The organism is Aliamphritea hakodatensis, from assembly GCF_024347195.1.
GTDB lineage: Bacteria > Pseudomonadota > Gammaproteobacteria > Pseudomonadales > Balneatricaceae > Amphritea > Amphritea hakodatensis.
The window spans coordinates 4,839,020-4,863,635 of sequence record NZ_AP025281.1 but is presented as its reverse complement, the minus strand read 5'-3'; the positions used below and the strand labels follow the sequence as shown (position 1 = coordinate 4,863,635).

Here is a 24,616-nt window from a genome sequence, read left to right as displayed (position 1 = left end):
GCGCGGGTAACCGGGCAGCCTTTTTTGTGTGTGCTGAATTCGGGGGTTAGCCGAAAATCTGCTCCGGTAGCCAGAGGGCGATTTGCGGGAACATAACCACCAGTGCCAGACCGATTATTTGCAGGAAAACGAACGGAATCGCGGCTTTATATAAGTCATAGATGGTGACACTTGGCGGCGCCACCGAGCGCATATAAAACAGATTGTAGCCAAAGGGTGGGGTCAGATAAGCGGATTGCATACTGATGATAAACAGTACCGCAAACCAGACGGTATCGAAGCCCAGTGTATCGACGATCGGGACAAACAGCGGCACGGTAATGAATACAATGGCGAAGTCGTCCAGGAACATGCCCAGCAGGAAGTAACAGGCCAGCATGGCGATGATTACCCAGTACGCGGACAGTTCAGCATCTTCAATGAATTCTTCCAGTACCATACCGGCACCCAGGCCAATATAGACTTTACTGAAGAAGACCGCCGCCAGTGTGATCCACAGCAGCATACCCATCAGCTTGGTGGTGCTGATCAGTACGTCTTTCATGACTTCGCGGGTCAGATTGCGGTACAGCGCGGCACAGATGATAGAACCGACAGCACCCACGGCTGAGGCTTCAGACGGCGAGGTAATACCGAAAATGATGAAGCACAGGACCGTGGCGATCAGTGAGCCTGGCAGAATCAGCGCTTTCAGGGCAACCAGTTTACCTTTCAGATCCACCCGTTCTGATTCGTCGATTGGCGGTGCCAGTGACGGGTTCATTTTAGCGCGGATAAAAACATACAGGATGTAGATACCGGCCAGCATCAGGCCCGGCATCAGGCCGGCTGCAAAGAGTTTACCGACAGATTCACGTGCCAGAAAGGCGTAGATAATCATCAGTACACTTGGGGGAATCAGGAAGCCCAGTGCACCGCCGGCCATAATTGTACCGGTGGCCAGTTTTTTGTCGTAGCCACGTTTCAGCATGGCTGGCAGGGCAATGATGCCCAGACTGACGGTCGCCGCGCCGGAGACGCCGGCCATGGCTGCGATAAGGGCGCAGACAATGATTGTCCCCATGCCCAGACCGCCGGGGGTGCCCCCCATCAGTTTGTTGATCATGTCGAACAGGTTGTCGGTGATGCCGGAACGTTGCAGCATCAGGCCCATGAAGATAAACATCGGCAGGGCAACCAGCAGGAAGTTATCCATGGAGGCAAATGTACTGATGGCCAGCAGTTCAAGGCCGGCAGCGCCCCACAGGAAGTAGGCGGAACCGACACCCACTGTCAGCAGTGCCCAGGTAAGAGGTGCGCCGAGAATCAGCATCAGCAGCATGCAGCCGAACATACCGCCCGTGACGACTAAAGGATCGAGATCTAACACCGTTAGTTTCCTTTATTAAATTATTTATTCGGAAGCAGCGGTCGGTTGCGACGGCTTATCCATATTCAGAGCAACGCGCAGATCACGGATAAAGTGAGCCAGGCTCTGTAACCACATCAGGCCAACGGCCAGGGGTAATACAGATTTAAACGGGTAAATCGGTGGTGCCCAGGTACTTTTGGAGGACAGTTCGCCACTGCGCCAGGAATCGGCGGCAAATTCGAACGCCACATTAAAGAACACGGCAAACACAACCAGACCGATACCGCCGGTAATGACGTCCAGTATCGCTCTGCCACGGGGTGAAAACAGGTGATAAATCGCTTCACTGCGCACATGGCCATGGTGTTTGTGGGTGTAGACACCAGCCAGAATACAGAAGGTTCCGTACAGCATGGTGGTGGTTTCGTGAGCCCATGAGGTTGGGCTGTTAAACAGATATCGCGCGGAGATCTCGTATACGAGAACGCCCATCATGGCAAGGCACATCCAGGAGATGGCCCTGCCGATGAATTCGGATATCCCGTCTTGCAGATCAAGTAAGCGAGATATCCCGGTCATTATGCTCTCCCGGTCGCTTTCGCGGCTTCTTCCAGGATCGCAATCGCTTTGGCATTACGTTCAGACTTGGCCGCTTCTTCTTCCCAGATAACCCGGGCAGCGTCACGCAGTTTAGCCTGATCAGCTTCTGGCAGGGTGCTGAATTCGAACAGACCTGTGGTACCGGCATCGATAGAACCGCTGACCATCCAGGTGTGCATCTTACGGGCGTGCTTGGCGTAAGCCATTTCGATGATGCGCTTGTGCTCGTCAGACAAAGAGTCCCACTTCGCCTTGTTGATCAGCATGTCATCGGTGTAACCCGGGTTAACCATACCCAGGAAGGTGTAGTACTTGGCAGATTCGTACAGTTTCATTGCCTTGTACTCGTTGGTACCGGCATAGATAACACCGTCAATGGTACCGGTAGACAGGCCCAGATACAGCTCGCCGCCTGGCAGGTATACAGTAGGGATGTCGAATTTTTCCAGAACCTTGGCAACAGAAGGTGTTGCACGGATCTTCATAGACTTCAGATCTTCCAGGCTGTTAACCGGCTTGGTGGTCAGCAGATCGAAAGGACCGCCCATGATAGGGCCCAGGTAGTGAACGCCTTTTTCAGCGTATGCTTCACGGATCAGGTCGATCAGACCTTTGGATTCCATGATGTACTGCGCTTCGTCGTAGTCAGTCCATGCACCTGGCAGGCCGGCTTCGATGGATGCAATGTCCAGCTGGCCAGGCCAGTAACCTGAATAGCCCTGACACATATCGATCGTGCCCTTGCCCACTGCCTGCATCATGTCTGCGTTAGGTACCAGTTCAGAACCACGGAAACGCTTTACCCGCAGACTCTTGTCGGAAGCGACTTTAATGTCGTCGATGAATTCTTTATGGATTTCGTCAGACTCAGTACCCCAGTATGTCTGCATACGCAGGCGTACAGTTGCAGCCTGAGCTGTCGTTGCCGTCATTGCCAGAGGGGCTGCTGCGATACCGGCAGCAGCTGCTTTCAGCATATTTCTTCTTTTCATAGTTATCCCTAATCTCACGCTTGGCTGTTGATGGAATATAGTCCGCTATCGCTGCTCAGACCAGGGTCAGAGAGCGGGTATTTCATGGTGCACTAACATCGTTAAATGACAGGATGATTACCGGGCGATAGCCTGAACAAAAATTATATATAGCAGCTCCTGCGTTTGTCTGTACCTGTTTGCGACGTAACGGTGAGCAGATCCGCAACTGCCAGCGTGTATATTGATCTTAATCAACGACGCTTACAGTACTACTTTAGGTAAAGCTGAAAAATAGCCCAAAAAGGCTAGTCGAAACGGATTTTTGTCTGTACCAAAAAAGGCGTTTTACCCAGTGTATACAGTACATTATTCAGATGTCCTGTGGCACGTCAGGAAAAAATAAATTCTTCAGGTGTAAAAAATAATGGACAAAAAGACTTTTGTGGTTAATTTGACCATATTTTTAAGTCTGGCTAGGCGGATGAAAAACTGATGTGGGGAAAGGGTGGACGCATCAGCCAGCCGTTGAGTCGCTGGCTGATGGCGCTGTGCAGCAGGGTTTTCAGCCGCAGATAATGGCTTTGCTTTCCATGTATTCATCCATGCCATGTTCACCCCATTCACGGCCGTTACCGGACTGTTTGTAGCCGCCAAAGGGGGCATCCATAGAGAAATATGCGCCCTGAATGTAACACTGGCCGGCCTGCATACGCCGGGCAATCGGGATGGCCGAAGCAGCATCTTTGGCATAGACACCTGAGGAAAGTCCGTAAGGGGTGTCATTGGCAATGGCGATGGCGTCTTCAGTGTCGCTGTACGGAATAATGCAAAGTACCGGTCCGAAGATTTCTTCCCGGGCAATGCGCATCTGATTATGCACATCTGCAAACACGGTAGGTTGTACAAAGGCACCTTCCTGCAGGGTGGGAGGCAGATCTGCCGGTGCACCGGGGCCACCGGTGACCAGACGGGCACCTTCTTCCAGCCCGAGGCGGATATAGTGCTCAACGGTTTCTTTCTGGCGGTGTGAGGCCATCGGGCCCATGGTGGTGGCGCTGTCAGTCGGATCGCCAACTACCTGTTCTCCGGCAATTTCAGCCGCCAATGCTACCGCTTCTTCATAACGGCTTTGGGGTACCAGCATGCGGGTCAGGGCGTTGCAGGTCTGGCCGGTATTGGCCATGACATCTTCAACACCGTAGCGTACGGCGGCGTTCAGGTCGGCGTCTTCAGTAATAATAAAGGCGGACTTGCCGCCCAGTTCCTGGCAGACCCGCTTGACGCCCGGGGCCGCGGCAGCCGCTACCTGAATGCCGGCTCTGGTGGAGCCGGTGAAGGAGACCATGTCGACCTGAGGGTGGCTGGACATAACCGGGCCGATTTCTGTGCCAAGGCCGGAGACCAGATTGAATACCCCGGCCGGTAGCCCCGCTGTATCAAAAATTTCGGCCATGATGAAATCCAGTTCCGGCGTCTGTTCAGCGGGTTTGGCAATAATGGTACAGCCGGCGGCGAGGGCAGGGGCGACCTTGCCGATTAATTGGTGCAGAGGGTAGTTCCATGGATTGATAAAGGCGCAGACCCCGACCGGTTCTTTCAGTAACAGGACGTCATTGCGTTCTTCTACCGCTTCCATCTTATAGGCCAGATCGGCGTAGTACTCCATGGCTTCGATGGGAGCATCCACATGAAATGCACCGGTCAGGTGGCGCGGACAGCCCATGGATTTGACATGGGCGTCGACCAGGTCATCGTAGCGGTTGCGCATTTCAGTGGCGATTTTTCGCATCAGATCGGCGCGGATGCTGGCCAGTGAAGTTGCCCAGCCGGGCAGCGCCTGCCGGGCGGCCAGAGCGGCCTGTTCAATGTCGTCACTGTTGCCCTGCGGGACGCGTAAGAAAGTCTGATTGTCAGCCGGGTTTATGACGTCTATGAAGCGGTCACTGGCGGATGCCTGCCACTGGCCGTTGATATACAGTTTATCGAGAGTTTTCATCTGTCTGCCTGTTAGCTGATAACGCGGATAATAGTGTGTCTGACCTTGCTGAGTGCACAAGTCAGAACGCCGGTCTGAGTGACCGGCGTTTTCAGTGTCCGGGTATCAGTAATCCTGACGGCCCGGTACGACCACTTCGTAACCCGGTTCTTCCGGCTCATCGTCGACCATTTCAGCCGGGAAGTTTGTCCCCAGTACCTGTACGTCACAGGCTTCTTCCATCCGGCGGATGATGTTGGGTGAGAATTCGCGGGGGCCGTAGCGGTCCTGGCCATCCCGGAAGATATCGACCATCAGCGGTGCAATTTCCAGCGGCATACCCTTACGTTTCGTCACTTCGTCAAAGATGCCGACATCTTTTAATACCAGATCCATGGTGAAGCTGATATCCCGGCTGCCGTTCAGAATCACCTGAGATTCGGTTTCATGGACGAAGGAGTTGCCGGATGATGCTTTAATTGCTTCATAGGCCACGTTCATATCCATGCCGAGCACTTTTGACGCGGTGAGGGCTTCAGCCAGTGCGGCCAGGTGAACGGTACACAGGTAGTTGGTGACCACTTTCAGAATAGAGGCTGAGCCCAGCTCCCCAGTGTGCAGAATGCGCCGGCCCATGGTGGTCAGAATTGGCAGCACCCGGTCAAAGGCTTCCCGGGTACAGCCGGCGAAGATTGAAATATTACCGGTACCGGCACGGTGACAGCCGCCGGATACCGGGCAGTCTACCGGCATAGCGCCTTTTGCTTCGACCAGTGCGGCGATACGGCGTACTTCGGCTTCGTCGGTGGTGCTCATTTCCATCCAGATTTTGCCTTCCGACAGGCCAGCGATGACGCCGTCTTCGGCTTCCATCACTTCTGAACAGGCTGCCGGGGATGGCAGGCAGGTGATGATGACGTCACATTTCTCGGCCATTTCTTTTGGCGAGCCGGCACTTTCAGCGCCGCGGGAGACGAAGTCATCCACAAACGCCTGGTTAAGATCCCGGACGGTCAGGTCCTTGCCGTTACGTAATAAGCTGCCCGCCAGTTTGCCACCGACATTGCCCAGGCCGATAAATCCGATTTTCATGTGCCACCCTCTGTTTTTATTGTGTGTCTTGCGGTTTGGATTGTTTATAAAAAGGTATGCACTTAAAGGTAGGCGGAGCCGGGGTGGGCAACAATTGATCTTTTTTTACATGACTGGTAAAAAAAATCTTCCAATTGCCGGATTGGTAAGTTAAATATTGCAGTTATTTCTCAATTTTTGTTGTCTCCCGATGGCTATTGATCTGCGTAAATTACCGCCGCTTAAGGCGCTGAAAGGTTTTGAAGCGGCGGCACGGTTGCAGAGTATCCGTGGGGCGGCTGATGAGCTGAACCTGACCCATCCGGCGATTAGCCATCAGATTCACACCCTGGAGGATGCTCTGGGTGTGAAGCTGTTTGCCCGGCAGGGCCGTAATGTGGTGCTGACCCCGGCAGGGGAAGCGTTTTACCCCAGTGTACGGGCGGCGCTGGAATTGCTGATTAAAGGTTGTGAAACCGCCAGAGAGCAGAATGCGAATCCGGCGCTGCGACTACAGGCGTATATCACCCTGTCGATCCGCTGGCTGGCCGGGCGTCTGAGTGATTTTCGCCGTCAGTATCCGGATATAGACATTCATTTACAGGCGAACAATTCCGCCTGGGAATTTGATGAAGCCAATGCTGACATCGGGCTGATATACAGCCGTACGGTGATGCCGCCGCATTTACACTGGATCAGCTTATTTCCTTCACGGGTGTACCCGGTCTGCGCGCCACAGTTACTGAAAGATGCCCAGCTTCCACTGACGGCTGCGGCGCTGGAGAATTACCCCTTACTGACGGTGTCCACCGAAAAGGGCTATTGGGGCTGGGATGAATGGTTTCTGACCCTGGGCACCGGCAATCAGCTGCGGCAAAGCCCGCTGGTGGTAGATACACTGGCGGTGGCGCTGGAAATGGCAATTGCCGGCCAGGGCATCGCGCTGGTCAACGGCCCGGTGGCGGAGGATGATCTGGCGGCGGGGCGTCTGATCCGGCCGGTGGATGAATATACCGCCGGAAATGGCGAATGGGGCATTGCGGTCCCCAAGGCATTACTGAATGATACCCGGGTAATGACTTTTATAGACTGGCTGAAGCAGCAGGCCGGTAACGTGTGAACAGTAATAACTGAATGAGGCCGGTATGCTGATAACCGGCAAGGAATCTATTTATGGAACAGCAGGATAAAGTCGAAACGTTGCTGGCGCAGGCCGGTCATTATCTGGATAAGCAAACCGGTGCGGTGGTACCGCCGATTCAGCCGTCAACGACGTTTGCCCGGGATGAAGAGGGTGAGCTGTATGACAGCAGCCGTATTTATGCCCGTGATCAGAGTGTCAATGCTGAGATGGCAGAGCAGCTGCTGTGTACACTGGAACAAGGTGCCGCCTGTAAGCTGTTTGCCTCCGGTATGGCGGCGGCGACGGCACTGGTACAGACCCTGCGGCCCGGTGACCGGATAGTGGCACCGAAAGTGATGTACTGGTCACTGCGCGGCTGGCTGATAACCTTCTGTGAAGACTGGGGCATTACGCTGGATTTCTATGATGCCGGGGATATGCAGAGCCTGGCGGATGTCATTCAGGCGGCGCCTGTGCAACTGGTGTGGACGGAAACACCGGCAAACCCCACCTGGGAAGTCGTGGACATTGCCCGGGCGGCTGAGCTGGCTCATCAGGCCGGTGCCCAGCTGGTGGTGGATTCCACCGTCGGCACCCCTTTGCTGACTCAGCCAATTACACTGGGTGCTGATTATGTGTTCCATTCAGCGACTAAGTACATCAATGGCCACAGTGATGTGGTGGCCGGTGCCCTGATCTGTGCCCGTGAAGATGAGCGCTGGCAGAAGGCGGCCCTGATCCGTGCACAGCATGGCGGCATTCTGGGGCCGTTTGAAAGCTGGCTGTTACTGCGCGGCATGCGCACCATGCATGTGCGGGTGCAGCGGGCCTGTGAAAACGCCATGGCGTTTGCCCGTCATTTTGAAGGCTATCCCGGTGTAAAAGCGGTGCTGTATCCGGGACTGGAAAGCCATCCCCAGCACAGTGTTGCTGCTGCACAGATGCAGGGCGGCTTTAGCGGTATGTTGTCGGTACGTTTTGACGGCGGCCGGGAAAAAACAGCCCGCATTATGGGCCGTTTACAACACTTTGTGCGGGCAACGTCTCTTGGCGGTGTTGAAAGTCTGGTGGAACACCGTGCCCTGATTGAGGGGGAAACCAGTCCGGTGCCGGATGATTTACTGCGGTTTTCTCTGGGGATCGAAAATATCAGTGATCTGATTGCCGATCTTGAGCAGGCAATTAACTGTTAATTGATTGATTTTTATACATTAATTCCAATAAAATAAATGTATCATTACGACATAAGCACGTCGCAAATGTGTTAAGGGATGACGATTTTCAACGTGTTTATGGCGATTCTGAACAATCTTCTGGCGTACCGCTTTGCTACCGTGATTTTCGGCGTATTTGCTGAACCTGCTATTTCGCTGTGATGAAAGGCCTTTTCCGGCTTTTGATTCCCGGCGTATGGTTGCTCAATTGTTCATTTGAACAGACGTGATCCGTTTTCTGTATGCAATATCGGGCGGTTACGCAGCCGGATGCTGTTACTTTTCTTACCGGGAGAGTATCAGCCGTCTGCCTAAGGGTCCGTTAACGGCGTATGCCGGATACAGTCTGGATCTCAGCACATTGCCTGGTCTGATAGGGATATGTCGCTTTCGGTTAGAGAAAGGTGTCAGGCGGTGTTTCTGAAAATAATTATAAAAAGGATGCATGATGTATAACGATGAAGAGTTAGACCGACTCATAGAGAAGCGAGGCATTCTCAAGGGCCTCAATTCTACGCTCGGCATCACGGCCATTGTGATGGTCGGGGTGTTTATTCTTTACACTGTTTTACTTGGCAAGGCGGCAAGTGAACAGTTTCTCGGCCTGAAAGCATGGATCGAACAGACTTTAGGCTGGTACTACATTGCGGTGATGCTGATGGCATTTATTGCCTGTGCATATGTGATGTTTTCAAAGGTTGGCCAGATCCGTCTGGGCCAGGACAGTGACCGTCCGGAGTTTACCAACTTTGCGTGGTTCTCCATGCTGTTTGGTTGCGGTACCGGTGCCGGTATGCTGTTTTTCTCGATGTCTGAACCTCTGATTCATTTCGCCAGCGGCTGGAGTGGCGGTAACCCGTTCCTCAGTTCTGAAGTAAAGGCGGCTGTTGCGACCTTCTTCGAAGCGAAGCAGGCGGCGCTGAATGCGGGTCTGATGCCGGGTGATGAAGGTTTCCCTGTGCCGAATGATCTGGTGGCTGATGCGGTTGCCGGTGGTCTGAAACTGACGATTTTCCACTGGGGTACCGTTGCCTGGGGCATGTATGCCATTGTGGGTCTGTCGCTGGCGTACTTCGCTTTCCGTAAAGGTTTGCCGCTGTCTATGCGTTCTTCCCTGTATCCGCTGATCGGTGACAAGATCTACGGCCCGATTGGTCATACTGTCGATATCCTGGCGGTATTCGGTACTATCTTCGGTATTGCAACCACACTGGGCTTAGGGGTTGAACAGATCGGTTCCGGTCTGGTATCTCTGGGCGTACTGGAAGAGAAATCACAGACAGTTACCGTCGTATCGATTCTGCTGATCACTGTGATTGCGACCTTCTCTGCAACCACAGGTGTGGCGAAAGGCATTAAGATTCTGTCTGAGCTGAACACCTGGATCTGTATTGTGATTCTGGCGTACTTCCTGGTGGCCAGTAATGCGAACTACCTGATTGCCAGCACGCTGACCGGTCTGGGTGAGTATGTGTCTGAAGCAATTCAGATGACGCTGTGGACTGCCCGCAGCCCTGAAGAACGTACATGGCAGGGTGGCTGGACTATCTTCTACTGGGGCTGGTGGATTGCCTGGGCGGCGTTTGTAGGTATGTTCATTGCGCGTATTTCCCGTGGCCGTACCGTGCGTGAGTTTGTCTTCGGTGTCATGCTGGTGCCTTCTATGGTCGCTGTGTTGTGGTTCGGTATTATCGGTTCTGCAGGTATCTACGAAGGTATCTACGGTGCGGATATGAGCATCTACAACACTGCTGTTAATAACTGGGATTATGCCGGTACCCTGTATGCTGCATTTGATGTGGTAACGCCGGGTGCGATTGCAACGGTTGCCAAGCTGGCTGCGCTGGTTGTGGTGGTTGTGTTCTTCGTTACCTCCGCTGACTCCGGCACGCTGGTACTGGGCCGTCTGCTGTCATTTGGCCGTCGTCCGCCGGTACAGCAGCGTATCATCTGGGGTATGCTGCTGGGTGCAGTTACGCTGATGATCCTGTTACTGGGCGGTAAGGAAGCGCTGAAAGCCTTGCAGGCTGCTTCTATCGCCGGTGCCTTACCGTTCACCTTCGTAATCATTGCGATGACCATTGGCTTGCTTAAATCACTGCGCGAAGAAAGCAGTGATATGGTGCAGGATGAAGAGCAGATTCGCGAAATGATAAATAAAGAAATTTCCGATATGTCCTAGGCTTTTCAGCCAGGTTTATGGTTGAAATAAAAAAGCCGGTATCGAAAGATACCGGCTTTTTTTGTGGGTTATCGAAACAGCAGGCTTTGTTCAGCCGAGTCTGAATACCACTTCACCGTCCAGCAGGGTATGACTGACCTGGCCTTTAAGTGTGTGGCCCATAAATGGCGTATTCTGGCCGGCTGAGCGGCAGATTTCCGGGGTCAGTGACCATTCTGCCTGCGGGTCAAAGATACACAGGTCGGCGGGCATGCCTTCGGCAATCTGTCCGCTTTCAATGCCCAGCACTTTCGCCGGGCCGCAGGTGAGTTTGGAAAGCATCTGCGGCAGGCTGATCAGTTCCTGTTCCACCAGAATCAGTGACAGTGACAGCAGGGTTTCCAGACCGGTCATGCCCGGTTCAGTGGCAGCAAACGGTGCCTGTTTAGCGGCGGTTTCATGGGGCTGGTGATCTGAGCAGATCGCCTGAAAGCCGTCGCTGAGCAATGCCTGACGCAAACCGGCACGGTCCAGCTGGCTGCGCAGTGGCGGAATCAGGTGGAAGTTCGGATCAAAGCCGTTAACGTTTTCATCGGTTAACAGCAGGTTCTGAATAGCAATGTCGGCGGTGACCTGCAAACCACGTTCACGGGCGTCCATGACCATTTTCACGGAGCGCTCGCATGATAGCTGGCCGAAGTGAGCGCGTACGCCGGTCTGTTCGATCAGTAACAGGCAACGGGCCACTTCGATAGTTTCTGCGCTTTCCGGAATGCCATTCAGGCCAAGACGGGTACATGTTGTATCTTCATGCATGGCACCGCCTTCTGCGAGCCCTGCATCTTCCGCCTGGAAAATAACCAGCAGGTCGTGGGTGGCGGCGTACTCCAGACAACGGGTCAGCACCAGTGAGTTTTTCACCGGCTGACGCATGTTGGTAAAGGCAATACAGCCGGCCTGACTGAGGCCGTGCATTGGACTCAGCTGCTCACCGGCGAGCCCCTGAGTCAGCGCGCCCATTGGCAGAATACGGGCATTGCCGGCTTCACGGGCACGGTCCTGAATCAGGTCAACCACGGCGGTGGTGTCCGCAATGGGTTTGCTGTTTGGCGGGGTGCACAGCGTTGTGACACCCCCGGCGGCAGCGGCGGCTGTTTCCGTGCTGATGTTACCTTTGCGGGTATAGCCCGGCTCGCGGACGTGGGCGCAAAGGTCGATCAGGCCGGGGCTGACAACCTGATTGCTAGCGTCGATGGTCTGGTCGGCGTTAAAGCCTGCCGGTGCCTGGCCAATGGCAGCAATTTTGCCGTGACTGATATACAGGTCGGTTACCTGATCAAGCTGGCTGGCCGGATCAATGACACGGCCTCCCTGAATTTTAATATTCATGTTTTTCATTCCCGCTTATTCTGTACGGCTGGCGTGCTGTTCAGCCCGGCGCGCAGCTTCTGTAGTCTGGCCGCTCATGGACATCGACATGACGGCCATCCGTACGGCGATACCATTGGTTACCTGATTGAGGATCAGGGAACGGGGACCGTCGGCAACGGCGGATTCAATTTCCACACCGCGGTTAATCGGCCCGGGGTGCATGACAATGGCATCCGGATGGGCGTGTTGCAGCTTGTCTTCGCTGAGGCCATACAGCTTGTAGAATTCCGCTTCACTTGGCAGCAGGGCGCTGAGCATGCGTTCGCGCTGCAGACGCAGCATCATGACAACGTCGACGTCTTTCAGGCCCTGTTTCATATCGGTATAGACCTGAACGCCGAGCGCTTCAATGTGCCTTGGCAGCAGGGTGTGCGGGGCAATGACCCGTACTTCCGCTGCGCCCAGCGTGCGCAGGGCGTGGATCTGTGAGCGGGCGACCCGGGAGTGCAGAATGTCACCGACAATGGCCACTTTCAGTGGGCTGAAGTCGCCTTTGTGCTGACGGATGGTCAGCATGTCGAGCATTGCCTGCGTCGGATGGGCATGGCGGCCGTCCCCGGCGTTAATGACCGCGACGTCAGGGGTAACATTCTGGGCGATATAATGCTGAGCACCGCTGTCAGAGTGACGGACAACGAACATGTCAGAGTGCATCGCTTCCATGGTCATCAGGGTATCCCTGAGGGTTTCGCCCTTGGCGGTGGAAGAGGTGCTGATATTCAGGTTCAGGACGTCGGCAGACAGGCGCTTGGCAGCCAGTTCAAATGTGCTGGCTGTGCGGGTGCTGGCTTCGAAGAACAGGTTTACAACGGTTTTTCCGCGCAGCAGCGGGACTTTCTTAACCTGCTGGGCGCTCATATCCACGAAGGAGTCAGCGGTGTCGAGGATTTCGCTGAGCAGTTCACGGCTCAGGCCTTCGGTGGTCAGAAAGTGTTTCAGCTGACCTTCGCTGTTAAGCTGTATTTGGTTTGGATCTTGTTGTTCAAACATGTTGGGGTTCCGCTGTGTTTGCCAGGATTCAGTCGGCACGTTTGCTGATTTCGATGGACAGTGGCGCCGGACCGGTCAGTTTGACCCGTTCATCGGGTGCCAGCAGCATCACCTCTCCGACGACATCTGCCTGCACGGGCAGTTCGCGGCGGTTAAGGTCGATCAGGGCTGCCAGGGTGATTGAGGCTGGCCGGCCATAATCGAAAATTTCATTCATAGCTGCCCGCACGGTACGGCCGCTCATCAGCACATCGTCCACCAAAATGATGTGTCTGCCTTCGGTGGCGGTGGGCAGTATAGACGGCTGTACTTTCGGATGCAGGCCCATGCGGGTGAAGTCATCCCGGTAGAACGCAATATCCAGAACCCCCATGGGGCTGTCCAGTTCAAGACTTTCCTGCAGGGCTTCTGCAATCCAGACACCGCCGGTACGGATACCGATGATCATCGGGTTGTCGATTGCTCTGGCTTTCAGATAGTTTTGCAGTTCGAGGGTCATTTTTTCTAATAACGCGTCGACCTTAATTACGCCCGATACCATAGAGGTCCTCCAGTCGGGTTTCGCTGGGGATGCGGGTTTCGCTTGCCAGCCAGTCTTCCAGGATAAGTTGGGCGGCGATGCCGTCCACAGAGTTTTGTTTAAAGTTATTGCTGCCGCCGCGGGATACGCTGATCCGCTTGGCTTCATCAGATGTCAGCCGTTCATCCATCAGATAACAGGGCAGTTTGCTGCGTTCTTTCAGACGGTTGGCGAATTTACGGGCCCGGCGGGCCATGTCGCTGATGGTTGAGTCCATATTAAGGGGAATACCGACAACCAGCGCAGTGGGTTGCCATTCAGCAATCAGCCGATCGAAGATCTGCCAGTCAGGGATGCCGTCGCGGGCGGCTACCGGTTCCAGTGGCGCTGCAGTGCCGGTGAGGCTCTGGCCAACAGCCACACCGATGCGGCTGGTACCGAAATCAAATCCCAGAACGGTTTGAGTAGTTTCGCTCATTAATACTTCTTATGAAATTTATGCGTGGCCGCTTTGGGCTGTCATAAGATCAAGATTCACACCGAGACTTGCAGCGGCGGCATGTAGCCGTTGCTCGGCAGGCATATGGAACAGTATATCTAAATTTGCCGGGCAACTTAACCAGGCATTCTGGCGGATTTCGTCTTCCAACTGACCGGCACCCCAGCCAGCGTAGCCCAGAGCAACCAGGCTGGGGATCTGCTGTTTGCTGTTGGCAAGGTCTTCAAGGATGTCGAGTGAGCTGGTGATGCTGACCCGGTCGCTGACATCGTAGGAGGACGACCATTCCCGGTCACCGGTCAGATGCAGGACAAAGCCTTTGTCGGTCTGTACCGGGCCGCCGGCATACACCGGCTGTGCACTGGCTTCATGGTCGGCTTCAATCTCCAGGTGGCTGAGAAGCGCCTGAAAGCTGAGGTCCAGCGGACGGTTAATGATAATGCCCATGGCGCCGTGTTCATTGTGATCACAGATATAGGTGAGGCTTTGGGCAAAGTTGCCATCATGCATGTGCGGCATTGAGATCAGAAAGTGGTCCCGCAGGCACATGCTTTCCTGATGGTTGCCGGGTGTGTCGGAGTCAGGCGGTAAGGACATAATATTGGCTCCTTTTCGGCCGCTGGTTCTGGCTGATGCAAAAGCAGCATTGCTGTGTAAAGCGGGTTGTTTAACCCCCGGCACTCAGATCATTTGTTATGACCTTAGTACTAGGACTAGTACACCCGGGTGGTTTTCTCAAATTTCCAGGTACGAATTATTTCCAGAATATCGGTGGTCTGGCGCATTTCTTCCGGGAATGGCTGGAAGGGGGAGGCCAGTTTGACAATCTGAACAGCGGCATTGTCCAGCAGGGAGCTTCCGGATGAGCGCCGAACCTGAATATCTTTGACAGTGCCGTCGGGTTTAATGGCAACTAACAATATCAGGCTGCCGTACTGATGTGACTGCGCAGGGTAGTTCAGGTTGCCAACCGCTTCGATCCGGCGTTTCCAGTTGTAGAGGTATTCCGCATCTTTGTGGCTCAGCGTGCTGGCGGAGGTCATCCATTTAACCCGGGGACGTTGTGCATAGGCCTGTTGCTGCAACGCTAGCTGGGCTTCCAGACTGGCGATCTCCAGGCTGCGGGTCAGGATCGTGTCGGTATTACCGGGCACGGATGCTGAGGACTTTTTCTGCTGTTGTTTCGCCTGACTTTGTGGTGCCGCCTGTTGCTGCTGTCTGGCCAGAGTGGTGATTACTTCGTGCTGGCTGTTGCTCTGTTGCTGTTGGCTGATGCCGTCTATTTCAGCCAGCGCGGTGTCAATCGCCGACATTTCGTCAGGTGTCAGTTGGCGGTTATCCACGGCCAGACGGGAGCTGACGTCCTGTATATCATCTGCCTGAAATTCAGCCTTTTCCCGGGTAGTGGGTAATTGCTTTTCTTCCAACTGACCGCTGCCTGCCTGATTATTCTGAGCGATAAAGTCCGCATCTTCCGGTGCGTCTTCGCTGTTGAAGTTGGCCAGGGTGACTTCCAGTGTCTGCGGGATTTCACTGACGTCCGGCAGTGAGAAACTGATGCCAAGAATCGCGACGGCATGAATGGCGACTGCCATGAATATTGTGAAGCCAAGACGGTCACCGGAGGAGACAGGGGATTGCAGAGCATTGCTCATAGGCTGTGCTCTGCCGGTTGCGGGTGGGGGAAGACCGGCATCAGGTGACCTTATTTCCGGGCAGCCAGTTTAGCTTCGACGACGTCCATCAGTTGCATACCGATATCCAGACCAAACTGTTCGTCCAGTTCGCGGATACATGTTGGACTGGTCACGTTTACTTCGGTCAGGTAGTCACCAATAACATCGAGACCGGCAAACAGAATACCCTGTTCTTTCAGGGTGGGGCCTACTTGTTTTGCGATCCACAGTTCCCGTTCTGTCAGGGCCCGGCCTACGCCAACACCGCCGGCAGCCAGGTTACCGCGCACTTCTCCGCCGGTGGGGATCCGGGACAGACCATAGGGAACCGGTTCGCCGTCGACCAGCAGAATACGCTTATCGCCATCGACAATTTCCGGCAGATATTTCTGCGCCATGATGGTTTCTGTGCCGAATTTGGTCAGGGTTTCGATAATGACCCCCAGGTTGACCCCTTCTTCCTGAATGCGGAAGATTGAGGTACCGCCCATGCCGTCCAGCGGTTTGAAAATAACGTCTTTGTATTCGGCATGGAATTCACGTAACAGGTCATCCCGGCGGGTCACCAGTACCGGCGGGCAGCACTCCGGGAAGTGTGTCGCGAAGATTTTTTCGTTGTAATCACGCAGCGCCTGTGGCCGGTTGACCATCAGTGTGTCGCCGGCGGCTGCAGCGATTTCCAGCAAGTGGGTGGTGTAAATAAATTCGTTATCGAACGGCGGGTCTTTGCGCATCAGAACGGCGTCCAGAGCAGAGACTTCCTGAATCTGATATTCACCGCGCTGGAAAAAGTTATCCGGGTCCATGGCGACGGTCATCGGGGCCATTCTGGCCAGCACCTTGCCGTCCCGCAGGTACAGATCCTGCTGTTCCATGTACCAGATTTCCCAGCCTTTACGCTGCGCTGCCCAGAGCATGGCCAGAGAACTGTCTTTTTTAAAGCTGATGTCCTCAATAGGGTCCATCACGATGCCGATTTTAATAGTCATTCGATAACCTGGTAGTTGGTGAGCCGCAGGTGGCCGGAGTAACACGCGTCATTCCGGTGTGGCTGGATACGTTATTGCAGAGTTTACTTGGCTACAGGTGACTGTGCCATACAGAGTTATAGAAAACATCTGTCACTCTGGGTTCAGAATTTATTGCCCAAATCGCCCCACAGGAACTGCAGCACAGATAATGCTGCTACCGGTGCGGTTTCGGTGCGAAATACCCGGGGGCCGAATGCGACGGGTTTGAATCCGGCTGCCAGCGCCTGTTCTACCTCTGCTTCGCTGAGGCCGCCTTCCGGGCCGACGAGCAGGGCAACTGAGCCCGGTGGCTGCAGGGTTTCCAGTGGCTGTTCTGTATGGTGATGCAGTACCAGTTTCAGATTGGCCTCTGCATTGTTGATCCAGTCGCTGAGAGTTTGCGGTGCCTCAATAGCCGGTATATCACAGCGCAGGCTCTGTTCGCAGGCGCTGATCGCAATTTGCTGCCAGTGGCGCAGGCGTTTGTCCTGACGTTCATTGTTGAGTTTGACTTCACAGCGTTCCGAAAATAGCGGTGTCATGCCGGTCATGCCCAGTTCTGTGGCTTTCTGAATGGCATAGTCCATCCGTTCACCCCGGGACAGGCTCTGGCCGATCTGAATATTCAGGGGAGAAATACGGGCAGGCTGACTGACGGATTCGATCCGGGCGCTGACTTTACGTTTGGCAACGTCGCTCAGACGGGCGTGATATTCATTACCATCGCCGTTGAACAGGGTGAGCTGATCATCCGGTCGCATACGCAGTGCGCGGGCGACATGCTGTACAACCGCATCGCTGAGCTGAACCTCCTGGCCGTCTGTCAGGGGCTGATCTTCGTAAAAACGGGGGATTCTCATGGCGGTTTCTGGCCTGATCTGTCGGTGATTATCGGTGACGGGAATAATAGCGGGTTTGGCAGGCGAAAAAAAAGCATCTGCTGAGGGCAGATGCTTTTTTATGTGCTTATCAAGCGTGTCTGGCTGTCAGCGGTTATTACAGACCGGCGTCGGCGCGCAGCGCGTCAGCTTTATCGGTTTTTTCCCAGCTGTACGCGGTAAATGTTTCGTCTTTTACCGTCATTTCAAACGGGTTCTTACCGAAGTGACCGTAGGCCGCTGTCTGACGGTACATCGGATGCAGCAGGTCCAGCATACGGGTAATGGCATGCGGGCGCAGATCGAAGTGCTGGCGTACCAGTTCGATGATCTTTTCGTCACTGATCTTGCCGGTGCCGAAGGTGTTAATTGAAACTGAAGTTGGCTCAGCAACGCCGATGGCGTAAGACACCTGAATTTCACACTTGTCTGCCAGGCCGGCAGCAACGATGTTCTTGGCAACGTAACGGCCGGCGTACGCGGCTGAACGGTCTACTTTTGACGGGTCCTTACCGGAGAATGCGCCACCACCGTGACGGGCCATGCCGCCGTAGGTATCAACGATAATCTTACGGCCGGTCAGACCGCAGTCGCCTACCGGGCCACCAATCACGAATTTACCGGTCGGGTTGATGTGGAACTTGGTGCTGGCATCAATCCATTCTGCCGGCAGGGTGTGCTTGATGATCAGTTCCATCACCGCTTCCTGCAGATCAGCCATTGAGATATCCGGGTCGTGCTGGGTAGACAGAACCACCGCATCAATGCCGGAAGGCTGGCCGTTTTCATAACGGAAGGTTACCTGGCTCTTGGCGTCCGGACGTAACCATGGCAGTAAGCCTGACTTGCGGGCTTCAGCCTGACGCTCAACCAGACGGTGTGCGTAGCAGATTGGTGCTGGCATCAGCACGTCGGTTTCGTTGCTGGCATAACCAAACATCAGGCCCTGGTCACCGGCGCCCTGATCTTCAGGCTTGGAGCGGTCCACGCCCTGCGCGATGTCTACGGACTGCTTACCGATGATGTTCATCACACCACAGGTGTTGCCGTCGAAGCCTACTTCAGATGAAGTGTAACCGATGTCGTTGATGACACCGCGTACCAGGTCTTCCAGATCAACCCAGGCAGAAGTGCTGACTTCACCGGAGACAATTGCTACACCGGTTTTAACCAGTGTTTCACAGGCAACCCGGGCGTATTTGTCTTCGGCAATAATGGCATCCAGTACCGCATCGGAAATCTGATCGGCAATTTTATCCGGGTGACCTTCAGAGACGGATTCAGAGGTAAACAGGCTATATTCGCTCATGGCGTTCAGGAGTCCTCAAAACTTTTAAGTTCCCCGGCATGTACCTGGCTTATGGCTGGGCGGTGGGGTCGCTGACTCTGTGGGGGTCTGACCATCGGGGATGAGATAAATAAATTGGCGGATAGTTTAATGATCTTGTGGCCCGAATGCATGGGGAATATCTCTGTTTGAGAGGTTTTTTTCGCAATTCATCATGAATTTGGCTCAATTTTATGAATTTTACTCGAAATAGGTTTGAAGCTGCCTGCCGGTTGAGCGAAAATACCGCCACTTTTGTTGACGTCGCCTGTGGTGGCATCAGTGTATTTCAAATATTTCAACCTCAACTAGGGTTTCAACCCCGGAGTGAATGAATGTCCTCGCGTAGAGAACTGGCGAATGCAATCCGTGCACTGAGCATGGATGCTGTACAGCAAGCTAAATCTGGCCACCCTGGTGCGCCAATGGGTATGGCAGATATCGCCGAAGTACTGTGGAATGATTTCATGGTACACAATCCGTCCAACCCGCACTGGATGGATCGCGACCGTTTCGTCCTGTCTAATGGTCATGGCTCCATGCTGATTTACAGCCTGTTGCACCTGACCGGTTACGACCTTTCTATCGATGACATCAAAAATTTCCGGCAGCTGCATTCTAAAACGGCAGGTCACCCGGAATATGGCTATGCGCCAGGTGTTGAAACCACCACTGGCCCACTGGGTCAGGGCATCACTAATGCGGTAGGTTTTGCGATTGCTGAGAAATCTCTGGCAGCGCAGTTTAACCGTGAAGATCACGAGATCATTGATCACAATACTTATACTTTCCTGGGTGATGGCTGCCTGATGGAAGGTATTTCTCACGAAGCATGCTCACTGGCCGGTACGCTGGGTCTGGGTAAGCTGGTGGCCTTCTACGATGACAACGGCATTTCTATCGACGGTGAAGTTGAAGGTTGGTTCACTGACGATACGCCGAAGCGTTTTGAGTCATACGGCTGGCAGGTTATTCCGAATGTTGACGGCCATGACCACGATCAGATCCGTGCTGCGATTGAAGCTGCGAATGAAAATACTGAACAGCCTACCCTGATCTGCTGCAAGACCATTATCGGTTTCGGTTCTCCAAACAAACAGGGTAAAGAGGATTGCCACGGTGCGCCTCTGGGTGAAGAAGAAATCGCACTGGCCCGTAAAGAACTGGGTTGGGAACACGACTCTTTTGTAATCCCTGAAGATATTTATGCCCAGTGGAGTGCGCTGGAAGCCGGTCAGAATGCTGAAAATGACTGGAACGAAAGCTTTGCTGCGTACAGCAAGGCATATCCGGAGCTGGCCCGTGAACTGATTCGCCGTTACAGCGGTGAACTGCCGGCTGACTTCTCTGCGCAGGCGGATGAAGTTATCCAGCAGCTGCAGGATAAAGGCGAAACCATCGCCAGCCGTAAAGCGTCTCAGAATACACTGAATGCATTTGGTCCGTTACTGCCTGAACTGATGGGCGGCTCTGCTGACCTGGCCGGTTCCAACCTGACTCTGTGGTCTGGCTGTAAAGGCGTGACCAAAGATGATGCATCCGGTAACTACCTGTTCTACGGCGTACGTGAATTCGGTATGTCTGCCATCATGAACGGTATCGCCCTGCACGGCGGTTTCATTCCTTACGGCGCGACTTTCCTGGTCTTCATGGAATATGCCCGTAATGCGCTGCGTATGGCGGCACTGATGAAGCAGCGTGCTATCCACGTTTACACGCACGATTCTATCGGTCTGGGTGAAGACGGTCCGACGCACCAGCCAATCGAACAGATTGCTAACCTGCGTCATACCCCGAATATGAGCACCTGGCGTCCGTGTGATGCGGTTGAGTCTGCGGTGGCATGGAAGTCTGCACTGGAGCGTAACGACGGTCCTACAGCTATGATCTTCTCCCGTCAGAATCTGCCTCATCAGGCCCGTTCTGCTGAACAGCTGGCGAATGTGGCACGGGGTGGTTACATCCTGCGTGACACTCAGGGTACCCCTGATGCGATTCTGATCGCGACCGGTTCTGAAGTGGGTCTGGCGATGGATGCAGCGGCTGCACTGGAAGCTGAAGGTAAGCAGGTACGCGTTGTATCTATGCCTGCCACTGATGTCTTTGATAAGCAGGATGCAGCATACCGTGAAGCGGTTCTGCCGGCAGCGGTTTCAGCCCGTGTTGCGGTTGAAGCGGCACAGGCCGATTACTGGTACAAGTATGTAGGTCTGAACGGCGCGATCGTCGGTATGACCAGCTTTGGTGAGTCTGCCCCTGCAGGCGAGCTGTTCAAGCTGTTCGGCTTCACTGTCGAAAATGTAGTTGAGAAAGTTAAGTCAGTACTTTAATTACTGACACGATAACGGCCGGTCTTTTGACTGGCCGTTTTTGATTATGGCGGGCTGTTAATGACATACAGAGTGGCAATCAATGGTTACGGGCGCATCGGTCAGAGTGTGCTGCGGGCAATTTATGAGTCCGGCTACCGTGATCAGTTGCATGTGGTTGCGCTGAATGAATTATCAGATATTGAGACCGTCTGTTATCTGACCCGTTATGATACGACCCACGGGCGCTTCCCGGCGCCGGTGGATCATGATGGTGAGAACCTGCTGATCAATGGCGATGCTATCCGGGTGCTGAACGAGCCTGAACCGGAAGGCTTGCCCTGGCGGGAAATGGATATTGACCTGGTGCTGGAATGTTCCGGTGCCTTCAGTGACCGCGCTACCGCACAACGGCACGTGGACAGCGGCGCAGCCCGTTTGCTGTTTTCCCAGCCGGCCCAGGCCGATGTTGATGCCACCATTGTATATGGTTTCAATGACCATCTGTTGCAGGCTGACCAGCGTGTCGTGGCGGCGGGTTCCTGCACCACGAACTGTATTGTACCGCTGCTGGATTTGCTGGACCGTGAGCTGGGGATAGAAAGCGGTGTGACCACCACTGTTCACTCGGCGATGAATGACCAGCCGGTGATCGACAGCTATCACCAGACAGATCTGCGCCTTACCCGCAGTGCGATGCACTCCATTATTCCGGTGGATACCGGGCTGAATAAGGGCATTGAGCGTTTATTACCGCAATTGTCCGGACGTTTTGAGTGTCTGCACCTGCGGGTGCCGACCATTAATGTATCGGTACTGGATATTAGCCTGAATGTCCGTACCGCCACCGATGCACAGCAGATAAATCAACTGCTGCGGGAGGCTTCACAAGGGCCGTTGCAAGGGTTGCTGGGGTATACCGAAGAACCCCACGCCTCGGTGGATTTTAACCGGGATCCCCGTTCAGCGATTGTTGACGGAACCCAGACCCGGGTCAGCGGCGGCTCACTGGTGAAGCTGCTGTGCTGGTTTGATAATGAATGGGGCTTTGCCAACCGCATGCTGGATGTGGCAAAGGCCTGGCTGGCGTGTCGTCCCGAGTCGGATGACCGCTGAAAAAAGTTGATAGGAAGCCTTATGAGCGTACTGAAAATGACTGATCTGGAACTGCGCGGTAAGCGGGTTCTGATTCGTGAAGACTTAAACGTGCCGGTTAAAGACGGCAAGGTGACCAGCGATGCCCGTATCCGTGCATCTCTGCCAACAATTCAGCACGCACTTGAAGCGGGCGCGAAAGTGATGCTGATGTCGCACCTGGGCCGTCCGACTGAAGGTGAGTTTGACGAGGCCAGCTCGCTGGCGCCGGTTGCCGCGCATTTGTCTGAGCTGTTATCCCGTGAAGTACCGCTGGTCCGTGACTGGCTGGAAGGCGGTTTTGACGTGGCTGAAGGCGATCTGGTATTGCTGGAAAACGTCCGCTTTAACAAAGGCGAGAAGAAAGATGACGAAGCACTGTCCCGGCAAATGGCCGCGCTGTGTGATGTCTATGTGATGGATGCATTCGGTACAGCACACCGTGCCCAGGCATCTACTCACGGTGTTGCGCAGTTTGCACCGGTAGCCTGTGCCGGTCCGTTGCTGGCAGGTGAGCTGGATGCACTGGCCAAAGCGCTGGATAACCCGGCCCGTCCGATGGCGGCGATCGTTGGTGGCTCTAAAGTATCGACCAAGCTGACGGTGCTGGAGTCACTGTCTGACAAAGTTGATCAGCTGATTGTCGGTGGCGGTATTGCTAATACCTTCCTGGCCGCGGCGGGCAAGCCTGTGGGCAAATCCCTGTGCGAGCATGATCTGATTGATACCGCCAAGGCGCTGATGGCGAAGGTGAACATTCCTCTGCCGGTGGATGTGGTTGTGGCGAAAGAGTTTTCTGAATCTGCAGCGGCTGAAATCAAGTCGGTTGACGATGTTGCTGAAGATGACATGATCCTGGATATCGGTCCTGAGTCTGCGGCTCAGCTGGCAGCGTTACTGGCGGATGCCGGTACGATTATCTGGAACGGTCCTGTTGGCGTATTTGAGTTTGATCAGTTTGGTGATGGTACTAAGGTATTGTCGGCTGCGATTGCTGCTAACAGTGGCTTCTCGATTGCCGGCGGTGGTGACACACTGGCAGCAGTGGATAAGTATGCCATTGCTGATCAGGTGTCTTACATTTCTACCGGCGGCGGTGCTTTCCTTGAGTTTGTTGAAGGCAAGGTTCTGCCGGCGGTTGCGATGCTGGAAAGCCGCGCATAAAGCTGTTCTGAAAATAAAAAAAAGCCGGTTTTTAAACCGGCTTTTTTGTTTTTTCGGGGCAATTATCAGCTGGCTGATGCCTGATAAATGGATTCAATGGTCTGATCCAGGGTTGCGGAGAAGTCCGCGTCATTTTGCTGAGCGGACAGGCCTTCGGTGAGCGCCCGGGAGAAACTGGCGATCATGCCATTGTTGCGGCTCAGGCGCTGGTTGGATTCTTCACGGCTGTAACCGCCGGACAGCGCCACGACACGGATAACGTTCGGGTGTTCAATGCATGTCTGATAGAAGTTATCATTTTCCGGTAGCGTCAGTTTCAGCATAACTTTTTGCTCACGGCCTAACTGATCCAGCGCGTCCAGCAGTTGTTTTTTCAGCAGGGCTTCGGCGATGGCTTTATCCGGGCAGTGAATATCCACTTCCGGTTCAATAATAGGCACCAGGCCCGCCGCCAGAATTTGCTTACCTACGGTAAATTGCTGCGTCACAACCTGCTGAATGCCGGTTGCATCGGCGGCTTTAATGACGGAACGCATCTTGGTGCCGAAGACGTCCTGTGCATTGGCTTTGGCCAGCAGGGCGTCCAGTTCAGGCATATCTTTCATCAGTTGTACGCCATTGGCTTCTTCCGCCAGGCCTTTGTCCACTTTCAGGAAGGGAACAACCTGCTTTTCCTGCCAGAGATACTGTGCAGAGTGCTTACCCAGAATTTCCCGGTCCAGGGTGTTTTCGAACAGAATAGCACCGAGCACCCGTTCACCGGTAAAGACCTTATCAGTGACGATCCGGCTGCGCATTTCATGCACTTTAGTGAACATGGCGTCATCACCGTCATATTCGGATTCTTCCACGCCGTATAAACGCAGGGCTTTTGGGGTGCTGCCGCCGCTCTGATCCAGTGCTGCAATGAAGCCGGTATCGCTGGCGACTTTGTTCAGCATGTCTTGTTGGGCCTGTGATGCCATATGAGGTGCTCCTGAGTTGGCTATTTTACGCTGCTCACCGGGAACTTTTACCCGGACTTTTTCAGTACACCGGAAGTTATATGTGAGTTTCTCTGACGGGGGATGTTTGTAAGCTTTTTTAACTGAAATTGCAATCAATAATTGTTCGCATTAAGGCGATATGAAACTGTCGGAAATTGCGGCATTCAGCGCTAAGTATGAGCTTTTTTGGGGTCTGTTTATGGTGGTTTGAATGCTACAATAG

Annotated in this window: 21 protein-coding genes; 6 read left to right on the top strand and 15 right to left on the bottom strand. The window is 54.1% G+C overall.

Annotated elements, in window-relative coordinates:
* Positions 1-46 precede the first annotated feature (46 nt).
* The 5 genes from PCI15_RS22050 to PCI15_RS22030 form a co-directional block, all read right to left on the bottom strand.
* Positions 47-1,369 carry a TRAP transporter large permease gene (locus tag PCI15_RS22050; RefSeq protein ID WP_271272015.1) on the bottom strand — a complete coding sequence of 441 codons (1,323 nt, stop codon included), beginning with the start codon at positions 1,367-1,369 and terminating at the stop codon, positions 47-49.
* Positions 1,370-1,393: 24 nt separating this feature from the next.
* Positions 1,394-1,930, bottom strand: a complete 537-nt coding sequence (locus PCI15_RS22045; protein WP_271272014.1) for a TRAP transporter small permease subunit — start codon at positions 1,928-1,930, stop codon at positions 1,394-1,396.
* Complete coding sequence (gene dctP / locus PCI15_RS22040; protein ID WP_271272013.1) at positions 1,930-2,943, bottom strand: TRAP transporter substrate-binding protein DctP; 1,014 nt, start codon at positions 2,941-2,943, stop codon at positions 1,930-1,932. Before dctP ends, PCI15_RS22045 begins: the two co-directional genes overlap by 1 nt.
* A gap of 544 nt (positions 2,944-3,487) precedes the next feature.
* Entirely contained in the window at positions 3,488-4,921 is a 1,434-nt protein-coding gene (locus PCI15_RS22035) for an aldehyde dehydrogenase family protein (protein WP_271272012.1), read from the bottom strand.
* Positions 4,922-5,026: 105 nt separating this feature from the next.
* On the bottom strand, positions 5,027-5,992 hold the full coding sequence (locus tag PCI15_RS22030; RefSeq protein WP_271272011.1) for an NAD(P)-dependent oxidoreductase: 966 nt from the start codon (positions 5,990-5,992) through the stop codon (positions 5,027-5,029).
* Positions 5,993-6,182: 190 nt separating this feature from the next.
* Here PCI15_RS22030 and PCI15_RS22025 point away from each other — a divergent pair, with 190 nt between their 5' ends.
* The 3 genes from PCI15_RS22025 (at position 6,183) to PCI15_RS22015 (ending at position 10,490) form a co-directional block, all read left to right on the top strand.
* Positions 6,183-7,091 carry a LysR substrate-binding domain-containing protein gene (locus PCI15_RS22025; RefSeq protein ID WP_271272010.1) on the top strand — a complete coding sequence of 303 codons (909 nt, stop codon included), beginning with the start codon at positions 6,183-6,185 and terminating at the stop codon, positions 7,089-7,091.
* Positions 7,092-7,144: 53 nt separating this feature from the next.
* On the top strand, positions 7,145-8,287 hold the full coding sequence (locus PCI15_RS22020) for a trans-sulfuration enzyme family protein (RefSeq protein ID WP_271272009.1): 1,143 nt from the start codon (positions 7,145-7,147) through the stop codon (positions 8,285-8,287).
* A 466-nt stretch (positions 8,288-8,753) separates the two neighbouring features.
* A complete protein-coding gene (locus PCI15_RS22015; protein ID WP_271272008.1) occupies positions 8,754-10,490 on the top strand; it encodes a BCCT family transporter in 1,737 nt (578 codons plus the stop codon).
* Positions 10,491-10,580: 90 nt separating this feature from the next.
* On the opposite strand, the gene PCI15_RS22010 is transcribed toward PCI15_RS22015, so the two are convergent.
* From PCI15_RS22010 to metK, 9 genes are all read right to left on the bottom strand, one after another.
* The gene (locus tag PCI15_RS22010) at positions 10,581-11,858 is read right to left on the bottom strand and encodes a dihydroorotase (RefSeq protein ID WP_271272007.1); all 1,278 of its coding nucleotides are present in this window, start codon (positions 11,856-11,858) and stop codon (positions 10,581-10,583) included.
* A 15-nt stretch (positions 11,859-11,873) separates the two neighbouring features.
* Positions 11,874-12,890, bottom strand: coding sequence for an aspartate carbamoyltransferase catalytic subunit (locus PCI15_RS22005; RefSeq protein ID WP_271272006.1), 1,017 nt, complete (start codon positions 12,888-12,890; stop codon positions 11,874-11,876).
* 28 nt (positions 12,891-12,918) lie between these two features.
* Entirely contained in the window at positions 12,919-13,431 is a 513-nt protein-coding gene (gene pyrR / locus PCI15_RS22000; protein ID WP_271272005.1) for a bifunctional pyr operon transcriptional regulator/uracil phosphoribosyltransferase PyrR, read from the bottom strand.
* A complete protein-coding gene (gene ruvX / locus PCI15_RS21995) occupies positions 13,412-13,888 on the bottom strand; it encodes a Holliday junction resolvase RuvX (RefSeq protein ID WP_271272004.1) in 477 nt (158 codons plus the stop codon). The genes pyrR and ruvX overlap by 20 nt, the downstream gene beginning before the upstream one ends.
* Before the next feature lie 18 nt (positions 13,889-13,906).
* A complete protein-coding gene (locus PCI15_RS21990) occupies positions 13,907-14,506 on the bottom strand; it encodes a YqgE/AlgH family protein (RefSeq protein WP_271272003.1) in 600 nt (199 codons plus the stop codon).
* Between the two features lie 116 nt (positions 14,507-14,622).
* Positions 14,623-15,564, bottom strand: coding sequence for an energy transducer TonB (locus PCI15_RS21985; protein WP_271272002.1), 942 nt, complete (start codon positions 15,562-15,564; stop codon positions 14,623-14,625).
* A gap of 50 nt (positions 15,565-15,614) precedes the next feature.
* Positions 15,615-16,574 (bottom strand): glutathione synthase, encoded by a 960-nt coding sequence (gene gshB / locus PCI15_RS21980; protein WP_271272001.1) that lies wholly within the window; start codon positions 16,572-16,574, stop codon positions 15,615-15,617.
* 143 nt (positions 16,575-16,717) lie between these two features.
* On the bottom strand, positions 16,718-17,455 hold the full coding sequence (locus PCI15_RS21975) for a 16S rRNA (uracil(1498)-N(3))-methyltransferase (protein WP_271272000.1): 738 nt from the start codon (positions 17,453-17,455) through the stop codon (positions 16,718-16,720).
* Positions 17,456-17,591: 136 nt separating this feature from the next.
* The gene (metK, locus tag PCI15_RS21970) at positions 17,592-18,782 is read right to left on the bottom strand and encodes a methionine adenosyltransferase (RefSeq protein WP_271271999.1); all 1,191 of its coding nucleotides are present in this window, start codon (positions 18,780-18,782) and stop codon (positions 17,592-17,594) included.
* Between the two features lie 353 nt (positions 18,783-19,135).
* Here metK and tkt point away from each other — a divergent pair, with 353 nt between their 5' ends.
* From tkt to PCI15_RS21955, 3 genes are read left to right on the top strand one after another with little or no spacing between them, the layout of a single operon-like run.
* Entirely contained in the window at positions 19,136-21,130 is a 1,995-nt protein-coding gene (gene tkt / locus PCI15_RS21965) for a transketolase (RefSeq protein WP_271271998.1), read from the top strand.
* Between the two features lie 60 nt (positions 21,131-21,190).
* On the top strand, positions 21,191-22,225 hold the full coding sequence (locus PCI15_RS21960; RefSeq protein ID WP_271271997.1) for a glyceraldehyde 3-phosphate dehydrogenase NAD-binding domain-containing protein: 1,035 nt from the start codon (positions 21,191-21,193) through the stop codon (positions 22,223-22,225).
* 21 nt (positions 22,226-22,246) lie between these two features.
* Positions 22,247-23,407: a phosphoglycerate kinase gene (locus tag PCI15_RS21955; RefSeq protein ID WP_271271996.1), complete on the top strand. Its 1,161-nt coding sequence runs from the start codon at positions 22,247-22,249 to the stop codon at positions 23,405-23,407.
* A 65-nt stretch (positions 23,408-23,472) separates the two neighbouring features.
* Here the strand turns inward: PCI15_RS21955 and PCI15_RS21950 are convergent, their stop codons facing one another.
* Positions 23,473-24,372 (bottom strand): fructose bisphosphate aldolase, encoded by a 900-nt coding sequence (locus tag PCI15_RS21950; RefSeq protein WP_271271995.1) that lies wholly within the window; start codon positions 24,370-24,372, stop codon positions 23,473-23,475.
* Between the last annotated feature and the right edge of the window lie 244 nt (positions 24,373-24,616).